Here is a 26,119-nt window from a genome sequence, read left to right as displayed (position 1 = left end):
AAACGTCTGAAACGAAGGCGGTGTATGACAAGAAGAGCCGCAGATGCGGCAGATTCAACCGGCGAAGCGCAAATGTCCGGCGCCCAGGATGAACAATCTAGTCTTGGCGAGTGTCTACGCGTCTTGCTCTGAAACCTGAGGGTTCAATATGGATAAGCCAGTTACTTCGCACGATTTCCCCGACCGGCTCCGCGCGAGCCTTATTGACCAAAACCATCCGGCCTATGAAGAGGCTCGCGGGCTCTACAACGCCATGATCGACAAGCGGCCGCGCTGGATCGTCCCCTGCGCCGAGGTCGCCGACGTCGTCGCGGCAGTCAACCATGCCCGAGAGAAGCATTTGCTTGTTGCCATTCGCGGTGGCGGCCACAATGGTCCAGGCCTCGGCAGTTGCGACGGCGGAATGGTCATCGACATGTCGCCGATGAAACGGGTCGATATTGATCCCAGGACCAGCACGGTCCGCGTCGAGGCCGGCTGCACCCAAGGCGATGTCGACCGTGCCACTAGCGCTCATGGGCTGGCGGTGCCGGCTGGCCTCGTCTCGACCACAGGCATCGCCGGGCTGACGCTGGGCGGCGGCACCGGCCATCTAACGCGCAAGCACGGCCTCACCATCGACAATCTGCTTGCGGCCGAGGTCGTGCTGGCCGACGGCAGCGTGGTGACGGCAAGTGAGGACGAACACCCGGAGCTGTTCTGGGCGCTGCGCGGCGGCGGCGGCAACTTCGGCGTCGTGACGCGCTTCACATTTCAGGCGCATCCGGCGAAGGATGTCTATGCCGGGCCGATCTTCTTCGACATCGAGCATGCCGCAGAGATCATGCGCTGGTACCGTGACTTCCTGCCCGGAGCGCCGCGAGAGCTCGGGATGTTCTTCGGCATCAAGACGGTGCCATCCTGCGACCCTTTCCCGCGCGAGATCTGGGGAAGGCGCATCTGCGCGCTGATCAGTTGCTACAACGGCGCGGAGGAGGACGGCATCCGGGCGATGCAGCCCGTGCGCGACGCGCTTCCCAGGCCTCTGATGGACGGTATGATGCAGATGCCCTTCGTCGATCTGCAGGCGCTGTTTGATCCGCTGCTGCCGAAGGGCCTGCAGTGGTACTGGAAGGGCGATTATGTCGACGAGCTGTCGGATGCGGCCATCGCTGCCCATGCCGAGCATGGCTCGAAGACCCCGAGCGAGCTGTCGTTGATGCATCTCTACCCCATCGACGGAGCGGCCCAGGAAGTGGCTCCGGACGCCACCGCCTGGGGAGCGCGGCGAGCGCGTTGGTCCATGGTTATCGCCGGCATCGACCCCGACCCGACGAAGGCGCCGGAGCTGAGGCGCTGGGCAAGCGAGTATTGGGCCGCGGTGCACAAGCACAACCCGCATGGTGGCGCCTATATCAACTTCATGATGGATGATGAAGGCGAAGCGCGCATACGGGCCGCCTACGGCGCCAACTATGAGCGGCTCGTCGCGGTCAAGCGCAGATACGATCCGGCCAACCTCTTCCGCGTCAACCACAACATCCGGCCGTAAGCCGAGGCAGAGCCTGTCCGTCCTTGGGTCGCGCCGAGGCGGACAGGCCCGTGGCGCGCGCTCGTAACAGCCCCTCCGCCCCAGATTGCATTTGTGAAGGATAACCGATGACCGCGACTACACCCTTGCTGCGGCACGAGCCGCACGACCTCCCCGTCCTCGAGCGGAACATCGTTCCGGCGCCAAATCCGAAGCACGTTCCCGCCGAGGCCATCGGCGTCATCGAGTACTGGTGGCGCGCCGGCCCTCAGGAATGGTTCGCTGCGAGACCGGACTTCGACCGCGAGTTCCGCGACAGCTTCCTGCCGCTCCATGAGCGAGCGGCGCGAGGCGAGCTGGAGGACTGGGCGGCGACCGCCTACGGATCGCTCGCGCTGCTCCTGCTGCTCGATCAGTTTCCGCGAAACGCCTTCCGCGGTACTCCGCGCATGTACGCCACGGACGCTGGCGCGATCGAGATCGCCGGAGCAGCCATCGAGGCGGGCCACCAGCGCCTGGTCCACCCCATTCTCGCGATGTTCTTTGGACTGCCTTACGCGCATGCCGAGCAACTCGCGGCGCAGGATCGCTCTGTGGAGCTTGCACGCGAATTCGGAGCGGCACAGCACCAGCGGGCGCAGCACCATCGCGACATTATCCGGCGCTTCGGCCGTTTCCCACATTGCAACCCGATCCTCGGCCGCCCCATGCGGCCGGACGAGCAGCGGTTTCTCGATGAGGGCGGTTTCGCCGGCTGAGCGGATCGCCCAACCACAAAGGATATGACCATGAACCTCCTGATCATCGGCGCCAGCCGGGGCGTTGGGCGCCTTGTTGTGCAGCAGGCCCTCGACGAGGGCCATCATGTCACCGCCTTCGCCCGCGACCCGTCGTCCCTGCCATCAGGCTACGAGCGCCTGACCGTCTTTCGCGGTGACGCAACCAACATGGACGATGTCCTCGCCGCCGTCCCCGGCCACGACATTGTCGTGAGCGCTCTGGGCAGCGACAACCGCCGTGGGCCGACGCGGCTCTACTCCACTGCGACCGCCAACATCGTTTGGGCAATGACGGAAGCTGGCGTGCGCCGGCTCATCGCCCTCTCGAACTATGGAGTGCTGTCAGAAGGCTCCCGTCACCCACTGACGGCCCTGCTCGCCTGGGCGGTAAGGCTCGCCATTCGCGACACGCTCGCCGACCATCGGCTGGCCGTTGAACACCTCAAGCGATCCTCGCTCGACTGGATCGCGATCCGTCCGATGGCGCTGACGAACGGGCCACATACGGGAATTTATCGCGTCGCTCCCAACGGTCTGCCAAGCGGCGGCACCCGCATTTCTCGCGCCGACGTCGCCGACTTCATGCTCAAGCAGCTAGCCACCCCCCTGTCCGGTCAGCTCCCCGCACTCGCGTACTAGGGCGCCGGCGGCCCGCCCGATGAGGCGGCGAGCGCGGTAGGCACGCAGTAGCGTTTGCTGCGGACGCCCGCTAATGGCGCAGGCAAGACCTGCTCAGGCCGTGTTGGGGCCTCGCAGGAACAGCTTTGGCGTTAGTTACAAAATCACCGCATCAGTGCTCGTCGGTGCTCGTGCTCGCCTCCAGCAGCAGCCGGACAAGCTCGGCTTGCCTTCGCTCGTGCTGTTCTCGTTCAGGATCGGTGACCATATGGATCACCACCGGCCGCGCAGCGCCGCGCCAGGACCTGTCGATCGAACGGCGCGGAAAGGACACTTCGCGAGATTGCAGGCGGCATTCCATTCGTTCGGGGCCGCTCGGCTACGCGCCAGAGTGTTCGCAATCTTGTCGACTGGATCGTTCTTGATCCGGAGCAAGCGACTCGGGACCCACAACCATCCACAAAAATGCGCCCCGCCTCATCGCGCGTGCCGCTGAAACAAACGAAACACTCCCGCCGGTCGACAGAAAAACGCTTGAAACGAAGGCAGTGTATGACAATAGGCACCGAAGATTCTGAAGGTCAAACAGGATTAACGAAAATATCAATCGCCAAAAGACAAAGAATCTAGTCTCATCGAGATGCCGACACGTCTCATATCGCAACCTGAGGTTCAAAATGCACAGGCCATTTACTTCATACGATTTCCCCGACCGGCTGCGCGCCAGCCTTGTTGACCAAAACCATCCGGCCCATGAAGGGGCTCGCCGGCTCATACAACGCCATGATCGGCAAGGGGCAGACGTCAACCCCTCTACGCGACGACTGATCGGGAACAGACGCCATTCGTGCAGGCCGCGCTGACGCTGCCGATTGGTGAGTGATCTCGGCTGCCATTGAGCAGTCCACCGAACAGCGCACGAACGCCACAAGAGACCGTGCGCTGAACGACCTGCCGCCGCACATCCAGGAGGATAGCGGTTGGTCGGTTTGCCCAAAGGGCACGAAAAGGCCTCATCGATGCGGTGCGGGGCACGGCGCGTCGAGGCCAAAACGCCAACCCTCAAAATGGAGAATTGAATGCTCAAGATCGTTCTTGCCACTGCCACCTTGCTGTTTGCCTCCGGCATGGCTTTTGCCGGCAGCGACCACTATGGCTCCGACTACAGCCACGGCCATCCGAAGACCGGTCACCATTCGATGGTCTCCGACGACGGCTACGCGGTCGACCCGAGCGGCACAACGAGTGTCGACACGGCCGACAGCGCACCGACCTCGGCAGGAAAATCGACCTTCGATATCCCCGCGCCTGGTTATGGCCGGGGGAACTGGGGGCGCTGACAACAGCGTTCGGCCACACGGTCGAGATTCGACTTCCAGGCGGCGGGCTCGCCCGCCGCCTGGAAGTCACGTCACGCCCAGCGGAGGGAAGATCCTTTTCGATCTCGTACCGTGGGCTGGGTGCGTTTCAGGAGAACTCTCCTCGGCCCAAGCTTTGAGAGCTGCATCATCCTTTAATCTGAAGCCGCGCCCAGTCGTGAGTAAGCACCGCCGCGCGCCACCAGTTCATCATGCGGACCTTGTTCGACGATGCCTGTATCGGCGACCGCCACGATGCGATCGGCATTGCGGATCGTCGCCAGCCGGTGCGCGATCACCAGTGTCGTCCGGCCCTGCGCAAGCTCTGCCAGCGACTGCTGGATCTCCCGCTCAGTCTGCGTGTCGAGTGCCGACGTCGCCTCGTCCAGGATGAGGATGGTCGGGTTCTTCAGGAACATACGCGCGATTGCCAGGCGCTGCTTCTGACCGCCCGAAAGTTTCACGCCGCGCTCGCCAATGATCGTATCGAGGCCCTCCGGCAGCGAGGCGATGAGTTCGTCGAGGCGCGCGCGGCGCGCGGCCTCGACGATCTCGCTTTCGACCGCGTCCAACCGGCCATAGGCGATGTTCTCGCGGATCGTACCGCCGAACAGGAACACGTCCTGCTGCACGATACCGATCTGGCCGCGCAACGAGGCCAGCGTCATATCGCGGATATCCAGACCGTCGATGGTGATGGCGCCGCTGTCGACCTCGTAAAAACGCGGCAGCAGCGAGCAGAGCGTCGTCTTGCCGGCGCCGGATGGCCCGACGAAGGCGATGGTCTGTCCTGCTGCGATGTCGAGATCGATGTTCTTCAAGACCGGCCGTTCGCCGCCATAGCCGAAGGTAACGTCCCGGTAGCTGATGTCACCCCGGAGCGTCGGTGCGTCAAATGCACCGGGCCGATCCGCGATGTCCGGCTCAGTGTCGAGGAGGGCTGCATAGCGGCGAAATCCGGCGATGCCTTTCGGATAGGTTTCAATCACCGAATTGATCTTGTCGATCGGCCGGAAGAACACATTGACCAGGAGCAGGAAGCCAACGAAGCCGCCACTGGAAAGTTCGCCGCGAAGCACGAGGTAGCTTCCGGCGATCATCACCACCAGTTGGATCAACCGCATGCTCATGTAGCTCAGCGACGTGCTGGCGGCCATGATGCGATAGGCATCGAGCTTGGTCTTGCGGTAGCTGGCGTTGTCGCGCGCGAACAGGTTGCGCTCGTGGTCTTCATTGGCGAAAGCCTGCACCACCCGCATGCCGCCGACATTCTCCTCGATTCGAACGTTGAAATCGCCGACCCGCCCGTAGAGCGCCTGCCAGTTGCGCGTCATGCGCGCGCCATAGCGGCTTGTCACCCAGGCGACCAGCGGCACAATTGCCGCCGTAATCAGCGCAAGTTGCGGATTGACCAGGAACATCAGCGCGAAGGCGCCGATGAACGTCATGATCGCGATGAACAGGTCTTCCGGGCCATGATGGGCAACCTCGCCGATTTCCTCGAGGTCCTTGGTGACCCGGGCGATGAGGTGACCGGTTTTATGATTGTCATAGAAGCGGAACGAGAGCTTCTGCAGGTGATCAAAACTCTTCCGGCGCATCTCGGTCTCGATGTTGATACCGAGCATATGGCCCCAATAGACCACGACCGCCATCAGTCCGGTGTTCACCACGTAAATGGCAAGCAGGCCGGCCGTCGCGGCAAGGATGAGCAGCCATTGCTCAGTCGGCAACAGTTCGTCGACAAACAGCTTGACCGCCATCGGAAACCCGAGTTCGAGCAGGCCAGACAGCACCGCGCAGCAGAAATCCAGGATGAACAGACCTCTCCAGGGGCGGTAGTAGGCGAAAAATCTACGCAGCATTGGGACGCTTTTTCTGTTCGAAGGTCTGGCCTGCCAGGAGCATGGCTATGCGGGGGCTGTCGCTACAGGCAGTTCTTGCGGCGACTGTTCAGCGACGCCGACTTGTCCGAACGGATAGCTTACGATAAGTGGAGTGTAAACATCATATTATGAGGTCTCCATGCTGACTGCTACGACGCGCTGCGAAACGCCGAATGCTGGCAAATATCTCCAGCAGCTTTGCAAGCATTTCGCGCACAAGGTCGAGGTCGCCTATGGCGATGGGCATGGGCAGTGCCGGTTCTCCTGCGGCACGGCTACCATGAATGCCGGTCTCGAACGGCTGGACATCGTGGTGGAAGCGGCCGACACCAGGGCGTTGACCGAGACCAAGCAGGTAATCGAATCGCATCTCATCCGGTTCGCCTTCCGCGAAGATCTCCAGCCATTGGCCTGGCGCGATTGAAGCGTCGTTTGCGACACGGAGCATGCTGATGAGATGGCTCAAGTCGGTCCTGGCCTTGCCGGCATTGGCGCTTTTCCTCGTTCAGGCGTTCGCAGCCCAGATCGAAACCGCGAGGGGCCCGGTAATCGTCGGAAAGACGCCGCAAACGCTCGCGGTGTTCGACATTGCGGCGGTCGACACATTGAACAGCCTGGGCGTGAAGATCGCCGGCTTGCCCGATAAGCTCTATGTGCCCGAACTCGCCGAGTTAAAGGACGGCGCGGAAACCGTCGGCACCATCTTCGAGCCCGATCTGGAGGCGCTGAGCGCGCTGGCGCCGGACCTGATCATCGTCGGCGGGCGCTCCTCGCCGCAACTGGCGACGACCAGCCGGATTGCGCAGAGCATCGATATGACGATGAATGGCGATGATCTGTTTGCGCAGGCGAAGCAGCGCCTGATGGCCTACGGCGCTATCGTCGGCAAGCCGGCCGAGGCGGCGGCGCTTGCTTCGGAACTCGATGAGGCGCTTTCGTCGACACGTGCCGCCGTCAAGGGCAAGGGCACGGCACTGATCCTGATGACCAGCGGCCCGAAGGTGACCGCCTACGGCAAGGAGTCCCGCTTCGGTTGGCTGCATTCGGCGCTCCAGCTCACGCCGGCGGTCGAGGATGTCGAGGCCGCCACCCACGGCGAAGCGATCTCCTTCGAGTTCCTCCGCGACGCCAATCCGGACTGGCTCATCGTGCTCGATCGCGCCGCGGCGATCGGTTCGGGGGAGCAGAATGCCAGGGCGACGCTCGACAATGAACTGGTGGCCGAAACCACGGCCTGGAAGAAAGGGCAGGTGGTCTACATGCCGGCAGCCGATTTCTACATCGCTGCAGGCGGCGTCCAGTCGACGAAGCGCGTGCTCAAGACCATTCGAGACGCTTTCTCGCGGACCCAATGACCGCCGGATCGCTTGGCTCTCAAGGGTTCGCTTATTGGGCCGTAGGCGCCGCAACCCTGCTGGCGCTGTTTGTCGCCAGTCTGTTCGTCGGCGTCGGCGAGCTCGCCATAGGCAGTTTGGCCTCCGACCCGGAAGCGTTGCGGCTGATCATGATCAGCCGCTTGCCGAGGACGTTGGCGGCCCTTCTGGCCGGCAGCGCGCTGGCCATCGCGGGGCTTGTGATGCAGACGCTTGCCCGCAACCGTTTCGTCGAGCCGTCGACGGCTGGAACCGCGCAATCGGCGGCACTCGGCATACTGGTGGTGACGCTGGTTTGGCCCGATGCAGCGCTTGGCTGGAAGGCAGCCGGTGCGGCGGTGACCGCTCTCGCGGGGACATCCATTTTCCTCATGCTCGCGCATAGGTTGCCGCCGACACAACCTTTTCTCGTTCCGCTGTTCGGATTGGTCTATGGCGGCGTCATTGGCGCTGCCGCGATCTTTGCCGCATGGCACCTGGACCTCCTGCAGTATCTCGAAGTGTGGATGACGGGCGAGTTTTCCGGCATCCTGCGCGGGCGCTATGAACTGTTGTGGGTTGCGGCCGCACTGGTCGTATTGGCCTGGTGGACGGCCGACCGCCTGACGATGCTTTCGCTGGGCAGGGACGTCAGCATCGGGCTCGGCCTGAACTATGCCGGCATGCTTCGGCTCGGCCTGGTCATCGTCTCGGCCATCACCGCGCTGACTGTGGTCGTCGTCGGAACGATCCCGTTCGTCGGCCTTGTCGCTCCCAACATCGTATCGCGCTTCGCCGGCGAAAACCTGCGCCACACCCTGCCATGGGTCGCCGGCGGTGGCGCGGCGCTGGTGCTCGCCTGCGATATCATCGGCAGGCTCATCCGTTTCCCTTACGAGGTTCCGGTCGGCACGATCCTCGGCGTCGTCGGGGCGGTGCTGTTCCTCGTCCTGTTGCTTGGCCGAAGCAGCAATGACTGAAGTCGTGATGCAACGCGCCCTGGTGCGGCACGAGGGCCGCCTCGCGATGATGGCGGCGGTCGCAGTGCTGGTCGGCGTGGCGTTCATGACCATCGGCCTGCGCGGCAATCTCGCCTTGGTGATTGAACTGCGTGCTGTACGGTTGGCGGCGATGGTTCTGGTCGGCGTGGCGGTGGCGGTTTCGACCGTCGTGTTCCAGACCGTTTGCGCCAACCGCATCATCACGCCATCGATCATGGGCCTGGATGCGCTCTACGTCTTTTGCCAGACCGCGCTGGTTTTTGCGCTGAGTGGTTTCGGCTTTGCCGGCATCGATCCCCGCCTGCACTTCCTTGGCAATTTCACCGCTATGACCAGCCTCGCGCTGGCACTGTTCCTGCCGATGCTTCGCCGGCGTTTCGACCTGACGCTGATGCTGCTGACCGGCGTCGTGCTCGGCGTGCTGTTCCGATCGCTGACGACGTTGCTGGCGCGGTTGCTGGATCCGAACGATTTCGCCGTACTGCAGGGTACGGTCTTCGCCAGCTTCAATGCGGTGGAACCTGATCTACTGCTGTTGGCCGGCGTGATCACCGTGGCCTGTGTCGCCATCGCCTGGAGGGCGCGACATGTTCTCGATGTGCTCGCGCTGGGCACCGACACGGCCATTGGGCTCGGCTTGGCGTGGCGCGCCACGGCTGCCAGGCTGCTGGTTTTTGTCGCCGCACTCGTGTCGGCGTCGACGGCGCTGGTCGGCCCGATGGCGTTTCTGGGGCTGCTGGTGGTTTCGCTGACTGAGCGCATCGTCGGCACCAACCGCCACGCCATCCTTCTGCCGGCAGCCGCGCTCACGGCGATCATCGTGCTCGTCGGCGGCCAGACGGTCCTCCAGCATGCTCTGGGCGGGGAAGGCAGCCTTGGCATCGTCGTGGAATTCGTCGGCGGCATCGTGTTCCTCGCCATCCTGTTTGCCGGGGGCCGGCGATGATCGAGATTGCAGGCGTCTCCCTGGCTCTTGGCGGCAGCCGCATTCTGGATAATGTCAGCCTGACCGTACCGAAGGGCGGCGTCACGGCGCTTGTCGGACCGAATGGCGCCGGCAAGTCCAGCCTGTTGTCGTTGATCGCCCGCCTGCGACCCCTGCAAAGCGGCCGCATCATCGTCGACGGACTGCCGGTCGATACGACGCCGAGCCGGCAATTGGCCCGGATCATGGCCATCCTGCGACAGGATCCCGGCGTCGCAAGCCGCCTGCGCGTCGCCGAACTGGTGGGGTTCGGCCGTTTCCCGCACAACCGCGGGCGGCTGACGGCGAAAGACCGCGAAATCGTCGCGGCGTCGCTCGAACAGTTCGATCTCGGCGCCCTGGCACTGCGCTTCATTGATACCTTGTCAGGCGGGCAACGGCAGCGCGCCCTCGTCGCCATGACCTTCTGCCAGGGAACGGATTACATCCTTCTCGACGAGCCGCTGAACAGCCTCGACATGTTTCATGCAAGAAACCTGATGCGGACGCTGAGACGCATCGCCGACGAGCACGGCAAGACCGTGCTCATCGTGCTCCACGACATCAATCATGCAGCCTCCTACGCCGACCGTATCGTCGCGATGAGGGATGGCGCCGTTATCGCATCGGGCGAGACCGGCGACATCATCCGGCCGGATATGCTGGAGAGCATTTTTGGCTTCTCGATGCGGGTCGAAAACATCGCCGGTCGGCTGACAGTCCTGCACCACGCCTGAGTAAGCTCCGCCGCTGCGGCGCTCGAAGAGCGCAACAGTTACAACGGCTTGTAGAAAGTGGATTTTTATTATCAAGTTTATTGCCGCAGCGCAACCGATGCGTTAAGGCAGTCCCAACAGGCGCGGTTCGCGCCCGCCGGGGCTACCGTATTCGAGGGGATTTAGCCGATGTCGCCAGAACTGTTGCGAGCGCTGACCGTCAGCACCGCGATATCCATTTTCCTGTGTCCCGAAGCGCTGGCGCAGTCTGCTCCCGCCCCAGAAGCGGAAGCCACGACGACCAAAGAAAATGAAGAAGCGCAAGCTCCCGGCGGGGGCACGCAACTCGACACCATTCTCGTCGTCGACGTGGGGGCGGGCGCCAACGCGACGGCCGGCGCCAACCTGATCACCATCGACCAGCAGGAGATCGACCGCAAGAAACCGCAGGATTTGAGGGAGGTGTTTTCCGGTGAGCCGCAAATCGCCGTCGGCGGCGCGATCCCCAGCACGCAGAAGATCTATGTCAACGGCGTCGATGAGAACAACCTGGCCGTGACCGTCGACGGGTCGCGACAGAACAACAAGGTGTTTCACCACAATGGCACCTATCTGCTCGACCCGGCACTTCTAAAGGCGGCGTCGGTGCAGGCAGGCGTCGCGCCGGCCGACGCCGGTCCGGGCGCGCTCGCGGGTTCGCTTGGTTTCGAGACCAAGGACGCCGTCGACCTGCTCGAACCCGGCCGCAATTTTGGCGGTTTCGTCACCGGCCTGTGGGACACCAACAGCGAGACGTTCACCACCGGGGTGAGCGGCTTCGGCCAGCAGGAGGGCTTCGAGTATCTCGGCTACATCAATTACGGCCGTGGCGGCAATTTTACCGCCGGCAACGGCCAGGAGATGCCGGGGACCGGCACCGACCTGATCAGCGGGCTGGCCAAGATCGCCTACGAGAGCGTCGAGGGCCATCGTTTCGAACTCAGCCACGAGCAGGTCCGCGACGACGCGCTGCGCCCCTATCGCGCCAATGTCTATATCAATCGGCCGGGCCGGGAACCCGAATTGCGAAACTACGATCTGCGCCGCCAGAACACGGTCTTTACTTATACCGATACGTCGCCGGAAGGCTGGTGGGACCCCAAGGTCGTACTCGCCTACAGCAAGACGCAGATCGCGGCGCCCGAATATTTCGGCGCCGTGGTTTCGCCGACGGAAGGCGCGACCAGCAGCTTCAACGGCAAAGTGGAGAACCGGTTCGCGCTCGACATCGGCAGCATCACTGCCGGCTTCGATTTCTACAACGACAAGGCCGAATTGGACTATCTCAACCCGACTGAGCCGTTCTTCACGGACGAGCGCGCCACCAATGTCGGCGCCTATGCCCAGGCGCGGCTGGAGCCCTTCGACCGGACCAGGATTTCGTTCGGCGGGCGGGCCGATCACCAATGGTTCACCGGCGTCGACGACTCGGACTGGAACAACGCCGGCATCAGCGGCAACATTTCCGGCGAGTATGATCTAATGCCGGAGTTCCTGACCGTAAAGGCGGGTACCTCGCATGTCTGGGGCGGTGTTCCGCTGGCGGAAAACTACCTGCAGAACCCCGCCTGGACCTATGGCGACGGCCCGGAGCCGGTGACGTCGAACAACTATACGGCCGGTCTGGAGGCGCGCTACAACGGCTTCACCTTCGAGGCGAACGTGTTCCGCACCGACATCAACGACGCCCGCCTGCCGGTGTTCGGACGCGGCGCTCTGGTGCCTGCTTTCACCTCGATCCGAACGCTCGATCTCGTTTCCAAGGGCTGGGAGATCGGCGGCCGCTATGATTGGGACGCCGGCTTCGTCAGTGTGAAATATGCCGACATCAATGCCGACGTCGACGGCATGCCGGCTGATACGGAGATCGGCCGCTACCTGACGACCCCTCTCGGTCAGATCGTGATGATCGGCGCCGGCTACTCATTCGACGATTGGGGCGTCAAAGTCGGCGGCGACATCGAAATCGCCTTGAAAACCGACAGGACCCTGGTGCGGCATCCAACTGACCCGGCAAGCGAGAAGAAGGAACTGCCCGGCTATGAGGTGGTGAACGCCTATGTCGAGTGGACGCCGCCTTCGAAGCCGAACTTCACACTGCGCGCCGACGCCCTCAACATCTTCGATGAAGCCTACACCGACCGCGCTGCCTACGGGCAGGATTTCGTTGGCGTGGCGCCGCACTTTGATCCCGGCCGCTCGTTCCGGCTGAGCGCCACGGCGCGGTTCTGATCCTTGGCAAAACGCCGGCCTGGGCAATCGCCCGTGCCGGCTGCGAAAAAGACGTCTGCGTTGGCGCCTTCGGAACGGATCGTGCGCCAAATCAACGCGCTACAGCGCCGCGCGTCCATAACGACGCACGGCCCTGTCGACGCTCAAGCCACGCCGGCGCGGATCGGTGCTTCGCGGTCCGCCTGCAGCAGACGCATGTTGCGGGCGTCGTTGGCGAGGATGTTGAAGCAGTCGCCGCCGAACCATTCCAGCGAGGCATCCACCTCCTCGCGCTCGAACAATTCGTCGAGGAATTGCAGGTAGTCCACCGCGCCGTCGAAAAGCGCGGTCATGCCCGTCCGCCTTCCGGCCGCGGCATAGACGTTTGCCGGCTCGAAGACGGCGAGGTCGGCACGCGAGCGGACATTTTTCAGATGATAGTGCCGGATATGCGGCAACAGCGCGCGATGCGAGGCGACCGGATCGGCGCCGCCTTCCCAGACGTGCAAAGTGTCGAAATTGATGCCCAGCGCCGGATGATCGACCTCCTCAAGCAGGCGCTGCGTCGACGACAGCGTATCGGCAAGCGTTCCCGGATGTGTCTCCACCAGGATCTCGCACCCCTGGTCCTGCGCCATCATGCAGGCATCCCTAAGCCGCGCCGACAGTCGCCAGCGCGCTTCGGGCGAGGTGTCCCGACTTGCCGATTTGCCGGCGAACGTACGCACCTTGCGGGCGCCCCAGCGGCCGGCAAGGCGGCAGAGGTTCGACGTGGCGTGACGCAGCGACGCCAGATCCTCATCGAGAGGCAGATAGTCGCTGAGCATCGGCACGGAAAGGCCGAACGCCGCCATCCAGTCGGCGTTGCGCTCGGTCATGTGCTGCATGTTGCGCGCGTGTGCTCCCCACAGCTCGATTCCCTGGAAATCGTTCGCCGCCGCCCATCGCGCGATGTCCTCCAGCGACAGCAGGTGATGGCGGAAGGTGATCGTGCAGAGCGACAGCCTCATGCGACGGCGTCCTCGACATCGTGGCGCGGCGCGTGCAGGAGGCCGCGCGTGTCGCACCACAGCCGATAGGTCTGGGCGAGACGGCGCTTCAGCGAGCGCTCCATCGCGTCCAGCACATCGAGTTTCTCGAACACCCGCGCCGCCAAGGCTTCGTCGCCTGTCTGGCTGAGCTTCATGATGGCGTAGTGAAGCGCCTTGAATTCCTGGATCAGAGATTCGATGTCGTCGCAGATCGTGTCGAACTCGGCGTTGGAAAGCTGCAGCGATCGCCAGAAGAAGGCGAAGCCGTGCTCCAGCGCGTATTTGCGGATCGAGATGACCGGCAACTCGCGCAGCGCCATCGACAACTCGGGCAGCTTCACGCCGTCGCGGCTTTCCAGATGCGCCCGAACGATTTCGCGCGTTGCGCGCGTCAGCAGATTGTCGTCTTCATGGAAACAGGCAAGGAAATAGTCGCGCAGATCGACGGCGGACGGTTTCCTGATATCGGCAGCGTCGAAAATGAAACCGCCGGCAACGGTCGGCTGCATGATTGCGTTGATGACTTTCTGTTTCTCTATCCGGCCTTCCCAGCGAAAATCCGGGTCGAGGACCATCCATACTGCGGGATCCTCGGTGTGTTCCACCATCAGATAATGCGGGAACGGGTTCTGGTTGAACTTGTTCTCGCGCTCCGGCAGGTGGAAGAGATCGAGCATGACCATCAGGTACTCGCTCTGCTTCTTGCGCTCCAGAAGCTCCAGCATCGTCGCCAGGTTCTCTACCTTGGCGGCGTCCGGCCGATACCATTGGCGAACCTTGGCGCCGTACAGGCGCTCGAACCAATCGCGGAAGAAGTCGTGGTTGATTTCAGGTGCGTGATACGCCAGCCGCCAGCTTCTATCGACGGCGAAACCCGCATCCCAGACGCCGAAGAAGAAAGGTCGATGATCAAGCTGCCTTTGCTTCACCGCGTGGCAGACATTGCTGACGAAGCAATGGACCTTGATGTCGACGAAGTCCTCGCCATGCACGCCGATCCGCTCAACCGCCTCTCGTTCGGCGCGAGCGAGAACAAGGTCCTTAGCCGGTTTCACCAGTGTTCCATTCGGTCCCGGGGTTTTGGCGAACAGCCGCGCCAGGTCGTCCACGGTGTCCAGATCCTGACGACTGATCACCTCCTCGGGCAGCGCGACGCCGTGGTCGAGTTCAAGCGCCAGCATGATCTCGAGGATGAGCACGGAATCGAGATACAGATCCTCGTTCAGCCTGGCTTGCGGCGCAAACCTATCCATGTGCTGGTTGTCGAGCTTGTCGCGCAGGATCGTCCCGATCGCGTCGAGTAGTCGATCGTAGGTCATCAGGCCGCCTCCGTCCGTACCGGCGCGAATTCGCCCGTGCCGTAGCGCACAGCCACGTCGCGCCGGCTGATCTTGCCGTTTGCCTGGCGCGGGATGCGCTCCACCTGAACGATCTCGGTTGGCATCTGGTGTGCAGCAAGCCGCTCGGCGCACCATTGCCGAAGCTGCGTCCGGTCGACCGCATGTTCGGCGCTGAAAAGCAGCGCGACGCGCTCGCCCGCGAATGCATCCTGTTTGCGGAACACGACGGCGTCGCCAATGCCGCGGAACGTCATGGCAACGTCCTCGACTTCCTTCGGATAGACGTTGAGGCCCGAGACGTTGATCAAATCGTCGAGGCGCGACAGGAAGACCAGCATGCCGTCGTCGCGGCGGTAGCCGAGGTCGCGCGTCTCGACCGCCACGCCTTTGCGCTCGATGGCAATTTCCTTCGGCTCACTGGCCGTGCCGGCATCGCGCAACGCGAAGCGTGGCAGCACATAGCCAACTTCATTAGCCGCCTGCACATCCGGGTTGATTGCTATGCAGCCGGCTTCCGAACAGCCGTACTGCTGCAACATGTGTTTTGATTTGGCCCTGATCTGCTCGAACCAAGGGTCGGGCAAGAGGGTGCCGGACGTCATCGTTGCGTGGATCTGCTCGCCGGCCGGCAAAAGCCTGGCGAGCGTGTGCAGGATGGCCGGCGACGAGATCAGATAGGGGCGCTCCGTTTCGCGCAGCTTGCGAAGCAGGAATTTGGGGTTTCCGGTATCCAGTATGGCAGGCGTCTGGCCGCGTTTCAGCGCCACCATTACGCCGCAGATCAAGCCATAGGAATGGGTGGTTGGAGCGGCGACCAACGGCGTCATGTCCTGTGGCTCGACAAACGCCGAAGTGTAGCTGTCGATCTCGTCGTCTATGTCGCTCCAGGCGCGCGCGATGCATTTCGGCTCGCCGGTGGTGCCAGAGCTCATCTGCAGCAGCTGTCCAGCTTCGCCGGCGCGCTCCTCGCAGATCGGCTCGCCTTCCAGCCGGTTGTAGAAAAGCCAGTTGCAGTTCGCCGTCTCCGCCTGCCGGCGCGCCGCGGCATATGGCGTCGAGGGATGCAGCGGCAGCACGCTGGCGCCGGCCGCGCGCGCTGCAAAGAAGAAGGCCAGCCAATCCTGCGCCTCGGAGAAACAGACCGCAAAACGGTCGCCTGCGCGCTTGTCGAGTTGCGCCGCGGCCGCAATGCGGTCCGCCGCGGCGCGGAAATAGGCCTGATCAAAGACCGTGTCGTTGATGGTGATCATTTTTCTGTCTCCTTACGCGACTGCAAGGCTGTTTGGGATTTCGTGGGCGCATTCGCTGCCCGCTGGCGCGAGCTTGCGTCGCAGCAGCGATTCCGTGCGGATGCGTGGCTGGAACAGGCCAAGCGCGGCTTGCCGATCGGTCAGTCCGAACTGCCGGCAATGGTCCCGCAACCGCCCGCCGACGCTCGACCAGAAGCTGTCTTCGTCGAGGCCATAACAATGCCGCAGCAGGTGCGAAATCTCGGCGAGGTTGTAGACGAACAAGGCGTCCAGGCAGAGCTCGCCGAGCAAATCGGCGCTCTCCATCCAGTAATACTGGTTGGGCGCGGCGTCGCGATAGGCGGGGTTCAAGGCGAGGAAGTCGGGAACAGCAGAGGGATCGCGCAGGAAGCCAGGCACATATTCGACGCTGTCGTGGAAGTCGCGCATCGCCAGCCTTACTGGCCAGCCGTCGCGATGGATCAGGATCAGGTTCTGGCCATGCGCTTCCGTCGCGATGCCATGGCCGACGAGCAGGTGAAACACCGGCATCGTCACCGTGTCCACAAGCCTGTCGAGCCAGGCGTCCAGCCCGTACTGCTCGACCCAGGTCGCGACGAACGGCCGGCCGTCACTCTCCAAAACCATCAGCGCGTTGAGCGGCACCGCGGTTTCGCCGGGCTTGAGGCTGCCTGTAACCTCCTCCCGCCAAATCGCAGCGATCTGTCCTGCCAGCTGTCCTTCCCGATCTGCGATCGTGCCGGCATATTCGGCGAGGATGGTAAGCGGATAGCGCGCCTCGAACAGCGGATCGCTGGCGACAATGTCCTTGAGCCAGCGGCTGATCGACGGCGCGCTGCACACCGAATGCGGCTCGATGATGCGCCTGGCCGACGAGTTGACGAGATTCATCGGCAGTTTGAGATTGGCGCGTCGCGGCTGATCGCGATTGAAAAGCGTCCGCACCGATTGGCTGGCGGTGTAGCGATCGCCGGCCTGGCCGAGAAATCCCGCGGAGCCCTCCGCCAGCCAGCGCGACAGCTCCGAGCCCTGCAACGCTTTCCATTGCCAGGGATGCAGCGGCATCAGGCCGAACCGCCTTGCATTGTCGCCGAGCCGGGCACGGCGCTCATTCAGCAGCGAATAGGTTTCGACGCCGAGTTCGTGCAACCAGAAAGCCTGCTCGTCCGTGGGAAACGCCGAGTGCAGACGTTCGGGCGCGACCGCCAGCCAGGCCAGTTGGAAGGCGTTGCCTGCTTCGGGGCCGTACGCCGCGTGGTCGGCGTAGTCGAAGCCGGTGCGCGGCTTGAAACACGGATGATAGGGATGACCCTCATCAATGGCGCTGTCGAGTTGCGCAAAGGGCAGATCGCGGCGCGGGCTAGGCCGGAGAATGCGCTCGTTCCAGGCGCTGAAATCGAGCGTCCGATCCAGTTCGGATGTGAGTTGCGCACGCAGTTCGGGGCAGGTGTCTATGCTCGCAAGCACATCGCCGAGCGTCGCTGGTCGCCATTGGCCGTCGCAGCCCCGCTCGATCGTTTCGGCGACAACCCTGACCCGGCCGAAGGCGCCGATCGATCCCTCGCATCGTATCGAGGCGCCGCCGTAGCGCCATTCGAAGCGGGCTTTCCCGCCGCCGCGCGACATCGCGCAATCGACCAGCCCCTCATAGACCAGGGCTTCCGCGAGCTGGCGCATCACACGCAGCTCGGGGATGCCGTGGAGATCAAGAGGCAATGGCATGTGCCTGCTCCGCGGCCACAAACAGCCCGACGCGGCTCAGTGGATTGGGAAAATGCGTGTAGATGGCGCTGCCGCCCTCGGCCAGCTCATCGACATCCCCGAGCCGGATTGCCAGGTTGGCCTTTGCGGTGATGTGCGGCTTGTCCAGCAGGCTGGTCGCGAATTCCCCGCCTGCGCCAGTAAGCTCCTGCGCCAGCTTCTTGAGCCGCGCACGCAGGATGGCGAGCAGTTCGGCCTCGCTTGCCAGGCCGTCATGCCCGGCGCGCGCGATGACCGAGAAGATCTGGTTGACGATGAGATAGTAGGAGAGCCGCTCGCGAATGTCCCGGTCGTCGAAGAAAAGACTGCGGATCTGGACAACCTCGGGGACCAGGCCATACCACCGGGCCCTGAAACTGTTCGAGAGGTAGAATCCCTGGCTGTCGCGATAAAAATATCGGCTGGGCAGCCCCTGCTGCGACAGGTCAAGCAAGCTGTTCTGCTGATGCGCTTCCAGCGCGACGCCGAACCGGTCGTAGAGTTTGACCAGCGGATCGAGTGCACAGTCGAGATAGCATTCGAACCAGCGACGGCACGCCTGCCGCACCGAGATATCCTGATCCTGCGCGACGCGCCGGACGATGGTTTCGAACAATGAGCTGTGCCCGGGACGTGGTTCGGCCGTCAGTGCCGAAACGGTGATCACCGGATCGCCGGCGCGGCCCCGGAAGGGATTTTGGCGGAAGATGACTTCGAAACCGCTCTCGGCCTGTCCGAAAAAATCCAGCGTCACGTATGCGCTGTCATGGAGAAAGCCGAGGCGCGGCTCGAACATGTCGATCCCGGCGCGTTCGAACAGGCGCGCCACCGCAACGCCTGCCTCCAGCTCGTGCCGTCTGTTGACGCGCTTGGAGTTGGTGATGCGGACGGGCAGCGAGAATTTCGGCATCCAGGCGGCGTCATCGCTGTAAACCGTGCGCACCGAAGAAGTCGCCGTGAACACCGGCCCTGCCGGACCGAGATAGCGGATCTGCCCTGAATCCATGAGCGCGCGCACCGCCGGATCGAGCATCAATGCTTGTGCCTGAAGCGGATGCATGGGCAGGAGCATCTCGCCGTTACCTGCGGCGACCTTGCCGGCGTCGCTGCCCAGCAGTGAACCGACGATCGAGGTCACCGCGATGCCGGCGGAATCCTCGCGAACGAGATGGGCAGCGGCGGCGAAATAGGCCAGCTGGAAACCGCCGCGCAATTCGGGGGCATAGACATCCTGCTGCCAGTTCGACATCCCTTGCAGGCTCTTGGGCGTCGGATGCAGCGGATGCCCGAAATACAGGGATTGTTCCGCGGCTATAAAGTCGGCCAGTGGCGGCGCCCGATCGGCGGCGTCGAGGTAACGTTTCGTCGCCTGACAGCTTTGAAGAATCCGTTCGAGGAGCTCGACGTCGGCTTGTCGATGCGTGGCCGATCCGGCTTCTCTGGCTCCCAGCACAAGCAGATGCACGGCCAGGATCGGTTCTATCTCGTGCCAGTTCGGACCGGCATCCTGGCGCATCCAGATCTGTCCAAACAGGTGCATTCCGCAAAGCGATCGGGATTTCATTTCGATGCGCAGCACGGCATGCCGCGACGGCAGGGAAATCTCGACGCAATCGAAGTTCCGTTCTCCAATGCGGTGGAACACGGGGTTCCCGGGATTCAGCTCTCGCAGATAGCTGTTTGCGAAGGCTCGAAAAATTGCCTGTTCTGCTGCAATCTGATTGTTGTCGATCATTCGTTGCGGACGCCATGTGGCACAGGCGCCGCGCAGGCGCTCTGTGCTGAGTTTCAAAGGTTTTGATGGCGCCGCGCGTGAAGGGCCAGCCTTGCTGCGGCCGCGGCTAAAACTAAACTACGATTGTCATGTTATCCTAGTCGGGTGCGCGGATCAACCTCCTGAAGGGGGCATTTGGGCAATGCCAGCAATGGGTGATGCTCACGTGCGACCGGGCTGACAACAAAGTGATGGCCGACCCTGATGAGAGAAGCGACCTAGGCGATGAGACACCTGAAAGTCTTTATTGCAGAGCAAAACTGATATTGAATTTGGCAGGGCGGTTTGGGCGCCAGATCCCAGCGCCGTTGCTAAGCCGCCAGAACGCCATAGTTAAACACAATGGCTTGCCGCCCGCCACGGCTTCAATCCGCTCGATTGCTCTGGCTGTACGCTCGATCGCGTCAATGTCCAATTGCCTGAAGCCGTTAGCATTGTGGCTTGGAAACGGGCACGAAGATGGTTCCCACGACGATCGATGACAGGAGATCACGCGAGGGCGACCTGATCGCAGTTGTACGCGAGTTCGTGCACGAGCTTCAGCCGCAACGTGCAAATGCGATCGACATCTCTCCGTCAAGCCGGATCGAAAGGGATCTCGGCATCGACAGCCTGGGTCGGACGGAGCTGGTTCTGCGGATCGAGCGGGCGTTCCGGGTGCGGCTGCCCACTCAAATCGTTGGCGAGGCGGACACGATCGGCGATCTGATCAATGCTCTCGAACACGCCGGCGCCCGACCAGACTCGGCCCGCGCGGCGCAGCCGACCGCTGCCCTTCCTCCCGTTCCGGCCGCCACAGAGGCCAAGACGCTCGTAGAGGTCCTCGACTGGCACGTGGCGCAGCATCCTGCTCGCCTGCACCTGACGGTTCTGCAGGACGACACAACGGCGTTGGGGGCAATGACCTACGCAGAACTGGCGCAATCGGCCCGCGTCGTTGCGGCCGGCCTGATCCGCCGCAATGTCGAGCCGGGCGACCGTATAGCTTTGATGCTGCCCACGAGTCTCGATTTCTTCTCCGCATTCCTCGGCATTCTCTACGCCGGAGCCGTGCCGGTGCCGATCTATCCGCCGATGCGGCTGTCGCAGATCGAGGACCATCTGCGTCGCCAGGCCGGCATCTTGAGCAATGCCGGCGCCCGCATACTTATCACCATGCAGGAAGGAATGGGTCCTGCGGCGCTGCTGCGCGGACAGGTCGAATCCCTGGACAGCGTCGAGAACGTCGCAAGTCTCAGCACCGAGCCCGCCGCCACACAGCTGCCGCCGGTCACGGACGACGGCTCGACCGCGCTGATACAATACACGTCGGGCAGCACCGGAGATCCGAAAGGCGTCGTGCTGAGCCACGCCAATCTGCTTGCCAACGTTCGGGCCATGGGGACGGTGATGGAGGCGAGCTCGGCCGACGTCTTTGTCAGCTGGCTGCCGCTCTATCACGACATGGGCCTGATCGGCGCCTGGTTGGGATGCCTTCATTTTGGCGCGCCGCTTTACGCGATGTCGCCCTTGAGCTTTCTCGTGCGCCCGGAGAGCTGGCTCTGGGCCATGCACCGTTTTCGCGCCACCTTGTCCGCTTCCCCGAACTTCGGATTTGAGTTCTGTCTCAACAAGACAGACGAGGCCGATCTCGAAGGACTTGATCTGAGCTCGCTCCGCATGGTCGCAAACGGGGCGGAGCCGGTCAGCGTTCAGACGCTGCGCCGATTCATCGAACGATTTGAGCATCATGGCTTCAAGCCGGGAGCCATGGCACCGGTTTACGGCCTGGCTGAGAACACGGTGGGGCTGGCCTTTCCTCCGCCGGGCCGCTCGCCGATCATCGATCGCGTGGATCGTGCAGCGCTGACCGGCCGTGGCGCGGCCGTGCCCGCCGGCCCCGACGATCCCAAGCCGCTTGAAATCGTCGCCTGCGGACATCCTCTGCCAGGTCATGAAGTCCGCATCGTCGATGGTGCCGGCTATGAGCTTGGTGAACGCCAAAGGCCGGCTCGAATTCCGCGGCCCATCAGCGACCTCCGGCTATTTCGAGAACGAAGCCAAGACACGCGAGCTGTTCCGCGATGGCTGGCTCGACAGCGGAGACAGGGCATACGTGGCGAGCGGCGATGTCTACATCACCGGCCGGGTGAAGGACATCATCATCCGCGCCGGGCGTCATATCTACCCGCAAGAGATCGAAGAGGCCGTCGCGGGCATCCCCGGCGTGCGCAAGGGAGGCGTCGTCGTGTTCGGCGCCACCGATCAATCCACGGGAACGGAGCGCGTCATCGTCGTGGCGGAAACGCGCGAGACCGACGAATCTGCCCGCGCGGTGTTACAAAAGCGCGCTCATGAGGTCGCAACGGATATCGCCGGGACACCTCCCGACGATGTGGTCCTTGCGCCGCCGCGGGCCGTGCCGAAAACATCCAGCGGGAAGATTCGCCGCAGCGCCGCCAAGGAGCTTTACGAGAGCGGGACAATTGGAGCGCCGGGACGGTCGCTCTGGTGGCAAGTCTTGCGGCTGTCGCTTGCGGGAGCAGGCCCGCAACTGAAGCGACTGCGCCGGTTTCTCGCCGACTTTTTCTACGCCGGATGGTGGTGGATCGTCGTGGCCTGCAGCTTCCTGCTGGCATGGCTGGCGGTGATGCTTCTGCCGCGACTCGACTGGCGCTGGGCCGCGGCGAGGACGATCGCCCGTGCTGCGCTCGCCCTCGCCGGTGCAACCATCACGACGAGCGGCATCGAGTACATTCCCGGCCGCAACGCGGTAGTCGTGTTCAACCATTCGAGCTACATGGACGCCTTGGTCCTGGCTGCAGTTCTGCCGGGAGAACCAGCTTTCGTGGCCAAGAAGGAGCTGGCGGGACAGGTCTTTGCCGGGCCCTTCCTGCGCCGGCTAGGCACACCGTTCGTCGAGCGCCATGACGTCACAGGCAGCCTTTCCGACGCCGAATCCCTGACCAAGATCGCCCGGCAAGGGCGCATTCTCGTGTTCTTCCCCGAAGGCACGTTCACGCGCAGACCAGGTCTCTCCGCCTTCCATCTCGGAGCTTTCAAGATCGCTGTGGATGCCAACCTGCCGGTACTGCCCGGCATTATCCGTGGAACGCGATCCATGCTGCGCGGTGACCAATGGTTTCCACGATGGACGCCGGTAACAATCGAGATCGGCGCCCCCATTGCGCCGTCTGGAACCGATTTTGCAGCGGTATTGCGTCTCCGCGACGCAGTACGCGAAGCGATCCTGGCGCGCTGTGGCGAGCCGGACCTCGGCGAGATGGTAAAGCCGACACCGCCCGAGGCCGGAGCCTGACGGCACCGGACGTTTCCACAAGCAGTGTCGCGTTCCGATCGAGAGGAGTTGCAAACGGCAAAATTCGACCTCTTCTCTGCCTCCTTCTGGGCAGCCATACGGCAATCCGTGACCCTAACCGGTCGTTCCGGCAGCGATATAGCGTCTTGAGAGCCGATATTCAGCGAACCAGCGTTCCTGACCCTTTCGAGACCTTCCGAGGCCGATTCTCCTTCCCGGAACTGGACATTAGCGCAACCAGCTCTGGTGACCCGGAGCGGACATTGGCGATGGCCAAGAGGAGGTCGGCAATAAGTGTGGCGAGCGGTCATTCGCAGAGAGCCCGCGTAGCTCGCTAGCCTCAATCCCGAATTTTGATATGCTGTCCAGCATGCGCGACTATGCGCGCACGGGCTAGGACGCCCAGAACTCCGACCGAGGCGCTGCGATGCCGTACCAAACGCCCGCCAACGAGACGGAGCGGCTTGGTGCGGTCCGAGCACTTAATCTTCTCGATACCGCGCCGGAGATCGCCTATGACGACATTGGCGAACTGGCTGCGCAGATTTGCCAGTGCCCCGTAGCCTATGTCAGCTTGATGGACGACGACCGCCTCTGGCTAAAGGCCAAGTATGGCCTTCCTCCGAACTTTAACCAGTGTCCGCGCGAAATCGCATTCTGCGCTACGACTGTTTGCGGCACCGAGATGGTCGTAGCGCCCGATCTGCTCATGGATTCCCGATTCAATCAAATCCCCTTTGTTACGGGTGAACCGCACTTCAAGTTCTATTGTGGCATTCCGCTTGTGACCGAAGCAGGTTATGCGTTGGGGACACTTTGTGTGATGGATTTCGTGCCGCGTCAGCTGGCCTTCGAACAAACTGAGTCACTGCGCCGCCTTTCGCGCCAGGTGCTGACCCAATTGGAGCTGCGCCGCAAACTCATCGAGTTCGACCAAGCATTGAAAGAGCTGGATCACGCGCATGTGGACTTGGTCGCCGAGAAGGCGCGCACCGAAGAGCTGCTCATCAATATCCTTCCTGTGTCGATTGCCGACGAGCTCAAGAAGAGCGGCAAGGTGCAGCCGAAATATGAGCCGTCGGCGACGATCCTATTTGCGGATTTCAAGGGCTTTACCCTTCTGGCCGAACGCATGGAGCCCGCCGCGCTCATCGGGCTCCTTGACCAGTATTTCACAGCTTTTGACGAGATCGTAACGCGCCATGGGCTGGAAAAGCTCAAGACGATCGGCGATGCCTACATGGCCGTTGCCGGAGTACCTACGGCCAATCGCCGGCACCCAATTGAGACCTGCCTCGCGGCACTGGAAATCCACGCCGTCACGGCCCGCATGAAGGCGCAGCGCGAGAAGATGCGGTTGCCGGCACTGGAGTTGCGTGTCGGAATCCATACTGGCCCGGTCATATCGGGCGTCGTCGGCCGGCGGAAGTTCACCTTCGATATCTGGGGCGATGCGGTGAACACGGCCGCACTCATGGAGGAGAACGGCGCGCCCGGACGGATCAATGTCTCGGAAACCGTTGCCGGGCATGTCAAGACTTTATTCGAACTGGAACCCCGAGGCGCCATCGAGACCAAGCACGGGCGCAGGCTCGAAATGTTCTTCCTTAACCGGCTGAAGCCGGAGTACTCGCGCGATGCGGATGGCCGCATGCCAAATGAAAAATTCGTCGCCGAATGCAGCCGACTGCTCAGTGGCTTTCCCGGCTAGGAAGTGAACAAGCGAAAATGGCTGGGGCGGAACCCTGACACTGACGTCTCACGTGTGCTCCTGGCGGCGAGCTACGGCCATCTGGGCCGCTTCGAATAAGCCCGCCATGAGTGGCAGGAAGTGTTCCGCGTCAACCCTGATTATTCTCTGGAACACCGCCGCAAAGTGTTGCCTTACAAGAACCCAGACGATTTCGAATTAGTGGTGGACGGGCTTCGCAATGCCGGCCTGATGTAACTACGGACCAGGGGAATGCCCGGTTTTCAACCGTCTGCAGCCACTCGCTCAAACGACGAGCAATGACTGGTGTTGGCGCGAAGCTGCCGATCGCGATGAGGATGTGAAATATATTTCTGCATGTGAATTTTATTGACACTCGAGCCAACTCCTGCGAATGATCAACTGCTGGGCCTCGGGAGGAGGTTCGGCCTCATCAACCACAAGCGGCGGCACGTAAGTGCCCGACCGCCCAATTGACCAGGCTTCGGCCGAGGGAGGACTCTTGCGCAAATTTTTGAGCATGCTCGCCATTTCGGCAGCCGCCAGCACAGTGTTGGGGGCAAGCCACGCCGCTGCCCAGGCCGCCAACCCGTTCAAGTGCGAGCCGGGTGAAAAATACGTCATGAACGTCATGGTTTCCGGCGTCGAATATTGGTTCCCGGTCTACGAGATGTTCAAGCAGGCTGGCAAACAGTTCGGCTGCGAGACCGAATATACCGGGACGCCCGAATACGACGTGAACAAGCAGATAGCGACGTTCGACCAGGCGCTGGCTCAGAAGCCGGCTGGCATCCTGGTCCATCCGATGAACTCCGATCCGTTCATCGAGCCCATCAATCGGGCCATTGAGCAGGGAACAGCAGTCGTCACATTCGCCGCAGACTCGCCCAACTCCAAACGAGTGTCCTACATCACCTCCGACAACGTCGCTGAAGGCACCTATGCCGCCGATGCAGTCGCCAAGGCGATGGATGGCAAGGGCGAATACGCGGTCCTAGAAAACCCTGGACAGGACAATCACGACAAGCGCATCGCCGCCTTCATCGCCCGCATGGAAGCCAAATGGCCGGATATGAAGCTCGTCGGCCGCGCGGCGTCGAACCAGGATGCGACAAAGGCCTACCAGGCCGTGCTCAGCCTTGCCCAAGCGCATCCCGAACTGGGTGCGGTGTTCATGCCGGAAGCCAACTCGGCAATCGGCGCCGCGCAGGCCGCGAAGGAGGGCGGCGGCAAGATCCGGGTCATGCTGGCCGACGTCAACGCCAAGATCCTCGATATGATCAAGGCCGGCGAAATCTTTGGCTCAGTCAACCCGAACCAAGGCATGCAGGGCTATATGGGGTTCATGCTGCTGTGGCTGGCCAAGCATCCCGATCTGATCGACCCGATGAACGACGCCCGGAGGTCGGGTTTCAACGCCATGAGCGTGCCCTTCGTCGACAACGGCTTTTCCATCGTCACTGCGGAAAATGCCGACGATTTCTATTGGGACGCCTACCTCAAGCGGCGCGGCACCAAGGGCATCGAGGAATAAAGCCCGC

22 protein-coding genes and 1 pseudogene are annotated in these 26,119 nt (G+C 62.6%); 16 read left to right on the top strand and 7 right to left on the bottom strand.

What is annotated here, in order from left to right; genetic code table 11:
- Positions 1–148 precede the first annotated feature (148 nt).
- The 3 genes from JG739_RS25210 to JG739_RS25200 all read left to right on the top strand — a co-directional run bounded on the left by JG739_RS25210 (position 149) and on the right by JG739_RS25200 (position 2,928).
- Positions 149–1,531 (top strand): FAD-binding oxidoreductase, encoded by a 1,383-nt coding sequence (locus JG739_RS25210; protein WP_202363883.1) that lies wholly within the window; start codon positions 149–151, stop codon positions 1,529–1,531.
- A 107-nt stretch (positions 1,532–1,638) separates the two neighbouring features.
- Entirely contained in the window at positions 1,639–2,268 is a 630-nt protein-coding gene (locus JG739_RS25205; RefSeq protein WP_202363882.1) for a DUF924 family protein, read from the top strand.
- A 30-nt stretch (positions 2,269–2,298) separates the two neighbouring features.
- Positions 2,299–2,928, top strand: a complete 630-nt coding sequence (locus JG739_RS25200) for an NAD(P)-dependent oxidoreductase (RefSeq protein WP_202363881.1) — start codon at positions 2,299–2,301, stop codon at positions 2,926–2,928.
- A 151-nt stretch (positions 2,929–3,079) separates the two neighbouring features.
- Here the strand turns inward: JG739_RS25200 and JG739_RS25195 are convergent, their stop codons facing one another.
- Positions 3,080–3,241, bottom strand: coding sequence for a hypothetical protein (locus tag JG739_RS25195; RefSeq protein ID WP_202363880.1), 162 nt, complete (start codon positions 3,239–3,241; stop codon positions 3,080–3,082).
- Positions 3,242–3,986: 745 nt separating this feature from the next.
- Here JG739_RS25195 and JG739_RS25190 point away from each other — a divergent pair.
- Positions 3,987–4,247, top strand: coding sequence for a DUF680 domain-containing protein (locus tag JG739_RS25190; RefSeq protein WP_202363879.1), 261 nt, complete (start codon positions 3,987–3,989; stop codon positions 4,245–4,247).
- Between the two features lie 173 nt (positions 4,248–4,420).
- Here JG739_RS25190 and JG739_RS25185 read toward each other — a convergent pair whose 3' ends face one another.
- Positions 4,421–6,130, bottom strand: a complete 1,710-nt coding sequence (locus JG739_RS25185; RefSeq protein ID WP_202363878.1) for an ABC transporter ATP-binding protein — start codon at positions 6,128–6,130, stop codon at positions 4,421–4,423.
- A 160-nt stretch (positions 6,131–6,290) separates the two neighbouring features.
- Here JG739_RS25185 and JG739_RS25180 point away from each other — a divergent pair, with 160 nt between their 5' ends.
- The 6 genes from JG739_RS25180 (at position 6,291) to JG739_RS25155 (ending at position 12,455) form a co-directional block, all read left to right on the top strand.
- Positions 6,291–6,575: a DUF2218 domain-containing protein gene (locus JG739_RS25180; protein WP_202363877.1), complete on the top strand. Its 285-nt coding sequence runs from the start codon at positions 6,291–6,293 to the stop codon at positions 6,573–6,575.
- 28 nt (positions 6,576–6,603) lie between these two features.
- Complete coding sequence (locus JG739_RS25175) at positions 6,604–7,506, top strand: siderophore ABC transporter substrate-binding protein (protein ID WP_202363876.1); 903 nt, start codon at positions 6,604–6,606, stop codon at positions 7,504–7,506.
- Positions 7,503–8,483: an ABC transporter permease gene (locus tag JG739_RS25170; RefSeq protein ID WP_202363875.1), complete on the top strand. Its 981-nt coding sequence runs from the start codon at positions 7,503–7,505 to the stop codon at positions 8,481–8,483. The genes JG739_RS25175 and JG739_RS25170 overlap by 4 nt, the downstream gene beginning before the upstream one ends.
- Entirely contained in the window at positions 8,476–9,450 is a 975-nt protein-coding gene (locus JG739_RS25165; RefSeq protein WP_202363874.1) for an iron chelate uptake ABC transporter family permease subunit, read from the top strand. Before JG739_RS25170 ends, JG739_RS25165 begins: the two co-directional genes overlap by 8 nt.
- Positions 9,447–10,205 (top strand): iron ABC transporter ATP-binding protein, encoded by a 759-nt coding sequence (locus JG739_RS25160; RefSeq protein ID WP_202363873.1) that lies wholly within the window; start codon positions 9,447–9,449, stop codon positions 10,203–10,205. Before JG739_RS25165 ends, JG739_RS25160 begins: the two co-directional genes overlap by 4 nt.
- A gap of 168 nt (positions 10,206–10,373) precedes the next feature.
- Positions 10,374–12,455 carry a TonB-dependent receptor domain-containing protein gene (locus JG739_RS25155; RefSeq protein ID WP_202363872.1) on the top strand — a complete coding sequence of 694 codons (2,082 nt, stop codon included), beginning with the start codon at positions 10,374–10,376 and terminating at the stop codon, positions 12,453–12,455.
- Between the two features lie 143 nt (positions 12,456–12,598).
- On the opposite strand, the gene JG739_RS25150 is transcribed toward JG739_RS25155, so the two are convergent.
- From JG739_RS25150 to JG739_RS25130, 5 genes are read right to left on the bottom strand one after another with little or no spacing between them, the layout of a single operon-like run.
- Positions 12,599–13,444 (bottom strand): sugar phosphate isomerase/epimerase family protein, encoded by an 846-nt coding sequence (locus tag JG739_RS25150; RefSeq protein WP_202363871.1) that lies wholly within the window; start codon positions 13,442–13,444, stop codon positions 12,599–12,601.
- Positions 13,441–14,784: a DUF6005 family protein gene (locus tag JG739_RS25145; protein ID WP_202363870.1), complete on the bottom strand. Its 1,344-nt coding sequence runs from the start codon at positions 14,782–14,784 to the stop codon at positions 13,441–13,443. The genes JG739_RS25150 and JG739_RS25145 overlap by 4 nt, the downstream gene beginning before the upstream one ends.
- Entirely contained in the window at positions 14,784–16,055 is a 1,272-nt protein-coding gene (locus JG739_RS25140) for an AMP-binding protein (RefSeq protein ID WP_202363869.1), read from the bottom strand. The genes JG739_RS25145 and JG739_RS25140 overlap by 1 nt, the downstream gene beginning before the upstream one ends.
- A 12-nt stretch (positions 16,056–16,067) precedes the next feature.
- Positions 16,068–17,777 (bottom strand): IucA/IucC family protein, encoded by a 1,710-nt coding sequence (locus tag JG739_RS25135; protein ID WP_202363868.1) that lies wholly within the window; start codon positions 17,775–17,777, stop codon positions 16,068–16,070.
- Positions 17,761–19,074, bottom strand: a complete 1,314-nt coding sequence (locus tag JG739_RS25130) for an IucA/IucC family protein (RefSeq protein ID WP_342216466.1) — start codon at positions 19,072–19,074, stop codon at positions 17,761–17,763. The genes JG739_RS25135 and JG739_RS25130 overlap by 17 nt, the downstream gene beginning before the upstream one ends.
- Between JG739_RS25130 and JG739_RS36235 the strand changes: the two genes are divergently transcribed.
- From JG739_RS36235 to JG739_RS25115, 6 genes and pseudogenes are all read left to right on the top strand, one after another.
- On the top strand, positions 19,069–19,596 hold the full coding sequence (locus tag JG739_RS36235; protein ID WP_342216472.1) for a hypothetical protein: 528 nt from the start codon (positions 19,069–19,071) through the stop codon (positions 19,594–19,596). The two genes, JG739_RS25130 and JG739_RS36235, sit on opposite strands and share 6 nt — an antisense overlap.
- Before the next feature lie 432 nt (positions 19,597–20,028).
- Positions 20,029–21,906 carry an AMP-binding protein gene (locus tag JG739_RS25125; protein ID WP_244749564.1) on the top strand — a complete coding sequence of 626 codons (1,878 nt, stop codon included), beginning with the start codon at positions 20,029–20,031 and terminating at the stop codon, positions 21,904–21,906.
- Complete coding sequence (locus tag JG739_RS35540; RefSeq protein ID WP_244749563.1) at positions 21,797–22,867, top strand: lysophospholipid acyltransferase family protein; 1,071 nt, start codon at positions 21,797–21,799, stop codon at positions 22,865–22,867. Before JG739_RS25125 ends, JG739_RS35540 begins: the two co-directional genes overlap by 110 nt.
- A gap of 427 nt (positions 22,868–23,294) precedes the next feature.
- On the top strand, positions 23,295–24,578 hold the full coding sequence (locus tag JG739_RS25120; protein WP_202363866.1) for an adenylate/guanylate cyclase domain-containing protein: 1,284 nt from the start codon (positions 23,295–23,297) through the stop codon (positions 24,576–24,578).
- 21 nt (positions 24,579–24,599) lie between these two features.
- A pseudogene (locus JG739_RS35535) lies at positions 24,600–24,815 on the top strand (tetratricopeptide repeat protein); the annotation flags it as partial.
- 265 nt (positions 24,816–25,080) lie between these two features.
- Positions 25,081–26,112, top strand: a complete 1,032-nt coding sequence (locus JG739_RS25115; RefSeq protein ID WP_202363865.1) for a substrate-binding domain-containing protein — start codon at positions 25,081–25,083, stop codon at positions 26,110–26,112.
- Positions 26,113–26,119: the final 7 nt, after the last annotated feature.

The organism is Mesorhizobium sp. L-2-11, from assembly GCF_016756595.1.
Taxonomy (GTDB): Bacteria; Pseudomonadota; Alphaproteobacteria; order Rhizobiales; family Rhizobiaceae; genus Mesorhizobium.
The sequence above is the reverse complement of the archived record's forward strand: the minus strand, read 5'-3'. Positions and strand labels throughout refer to the sequence as shown.

Bases quoted from the DNA above. Each gene is read 5' to 3' on its own strand.
- JG739_RS25185 (WP_202363878.1), bottom strand. From the start codon at position 6,130: ATGCTGCGTAGATTTTTCGCCTACTACCGCCCCTGGAGAGGTCTGTTC.
- JG739_RS25155 (WP_202363872.1), top strand. From the start codon at position 10,374: ATGTCGCCAGAACTGTTGCGAGCGCTGACCGTCAGCACCGCGATATCC.
- JG739_RS25160 (WP_202363873.1), top strand. From the start codon at position 9,447: ATGATCGAGATTGCAGGCGTCTCCCTGGCTCTTGGCGGCAGCCGCATT.
- JG739_RS25140 (WP_202363869.1), bottom strand. From the start codon at position 16,055: ATGATCACCATCAACGACACGGTCTTTGATCAGGCCTATTTCCGCGCC.
- JG739_RS25210 (WP_202363883.1), top strand. From the start codon at position 149: ATGGATAAGCCAGTTACTTCGCACGATTTCCCCGACCGGCTCCGCGCG.
- JG739_RS25120 (WP_202363866.1), top strand. From the start codon at position 23,295: ATGCCGTACCAAACGCCCGCCAACGAGACGGAGCGGCTTGGTGCGGTC.
- JG739_RS25175 (WP_202363876.1), top strand. From the start codon at position 6,604: ATGAGATGGCTCAAGTCGGTCCTGGCCTTGCCGGCATTGGCGCTTTTC.
- JG739_RS25190 (WP_202363879.1), top strand. From the start codon at position 3,987: ATGCTCAAGATCGTTCTTGCCACTGCCACCTTGCTGTTTGCCTCCGGC.
- JG739_RS25145 (WP_202363870.1), bottom strand. From the start codon at position 14,784: ATGACCTACGATCGACTACTCGACGCGATCGGGACGATCCTGCGCGAC.
- JG739_RS25165 (WP_202363874.1), top strand. From the start codon at position 8,476: ATGACTGAAGTCGTGATGCAACGCGCCCTGGTGCGGCACGAGGGCCGC.
- JG739_RS25170 (WP_202363875.1), top strand. From the start codon at position 7,503: ATGACCGCCGGATCGCTTGGCTCTCAAGGGTTCGCTTATTGGGCCGTA.
- JG739_RS25180 (WP_202363877.1), top strand. From the start codon at position 6,291: ATGCTGACTGCTACGACGCGCTGCGAAACGCCGAATGCTGGCAAATAT.
- JG739_RS25150 (WP_202363871.1), bottom strand. From the start codon at position 13,444: ATGAGGCTGTCGCTCTGCACGATCACCTTCCGCCATCACCTGCTGTCG.
- JG739_RS25135 (WP_202363868.1), bottom strand. From the start codon at position 17,777: ATGCCATTGCCTCTTGATCTCCACGGCATCCCCGAGCTGCGTGTGATG.
- JG739_RS25200 (WP_202363881.1), top strand. From the start codon at position 2,299: ATGAACCTCCTGATCATCGGCGCCAGCCGGGGCGTTGGGCGCCTTGTT.
- JG739_RS25125 (WP_244749564.1), top strand. From the start codon at position 20,029: ATGGTTCCCACGACGATCGATGACAGGAGATCACGCGAGGGCGACCTG.
- JG739_RS36235 (WP_342216472.1), top strand. From the start codon at position 19,069: ATGCAGCGGATGCCCGAAATACAGGGATTGTTCCGCGGCTATAAAGTC.
- JG739_RS25205 (WP_202363882.1), top strand. From the start codon at position 1,639: ATGACCGCGACTACACCCTTGCTGCGGCACGAGCCGCACGACCTCCCC.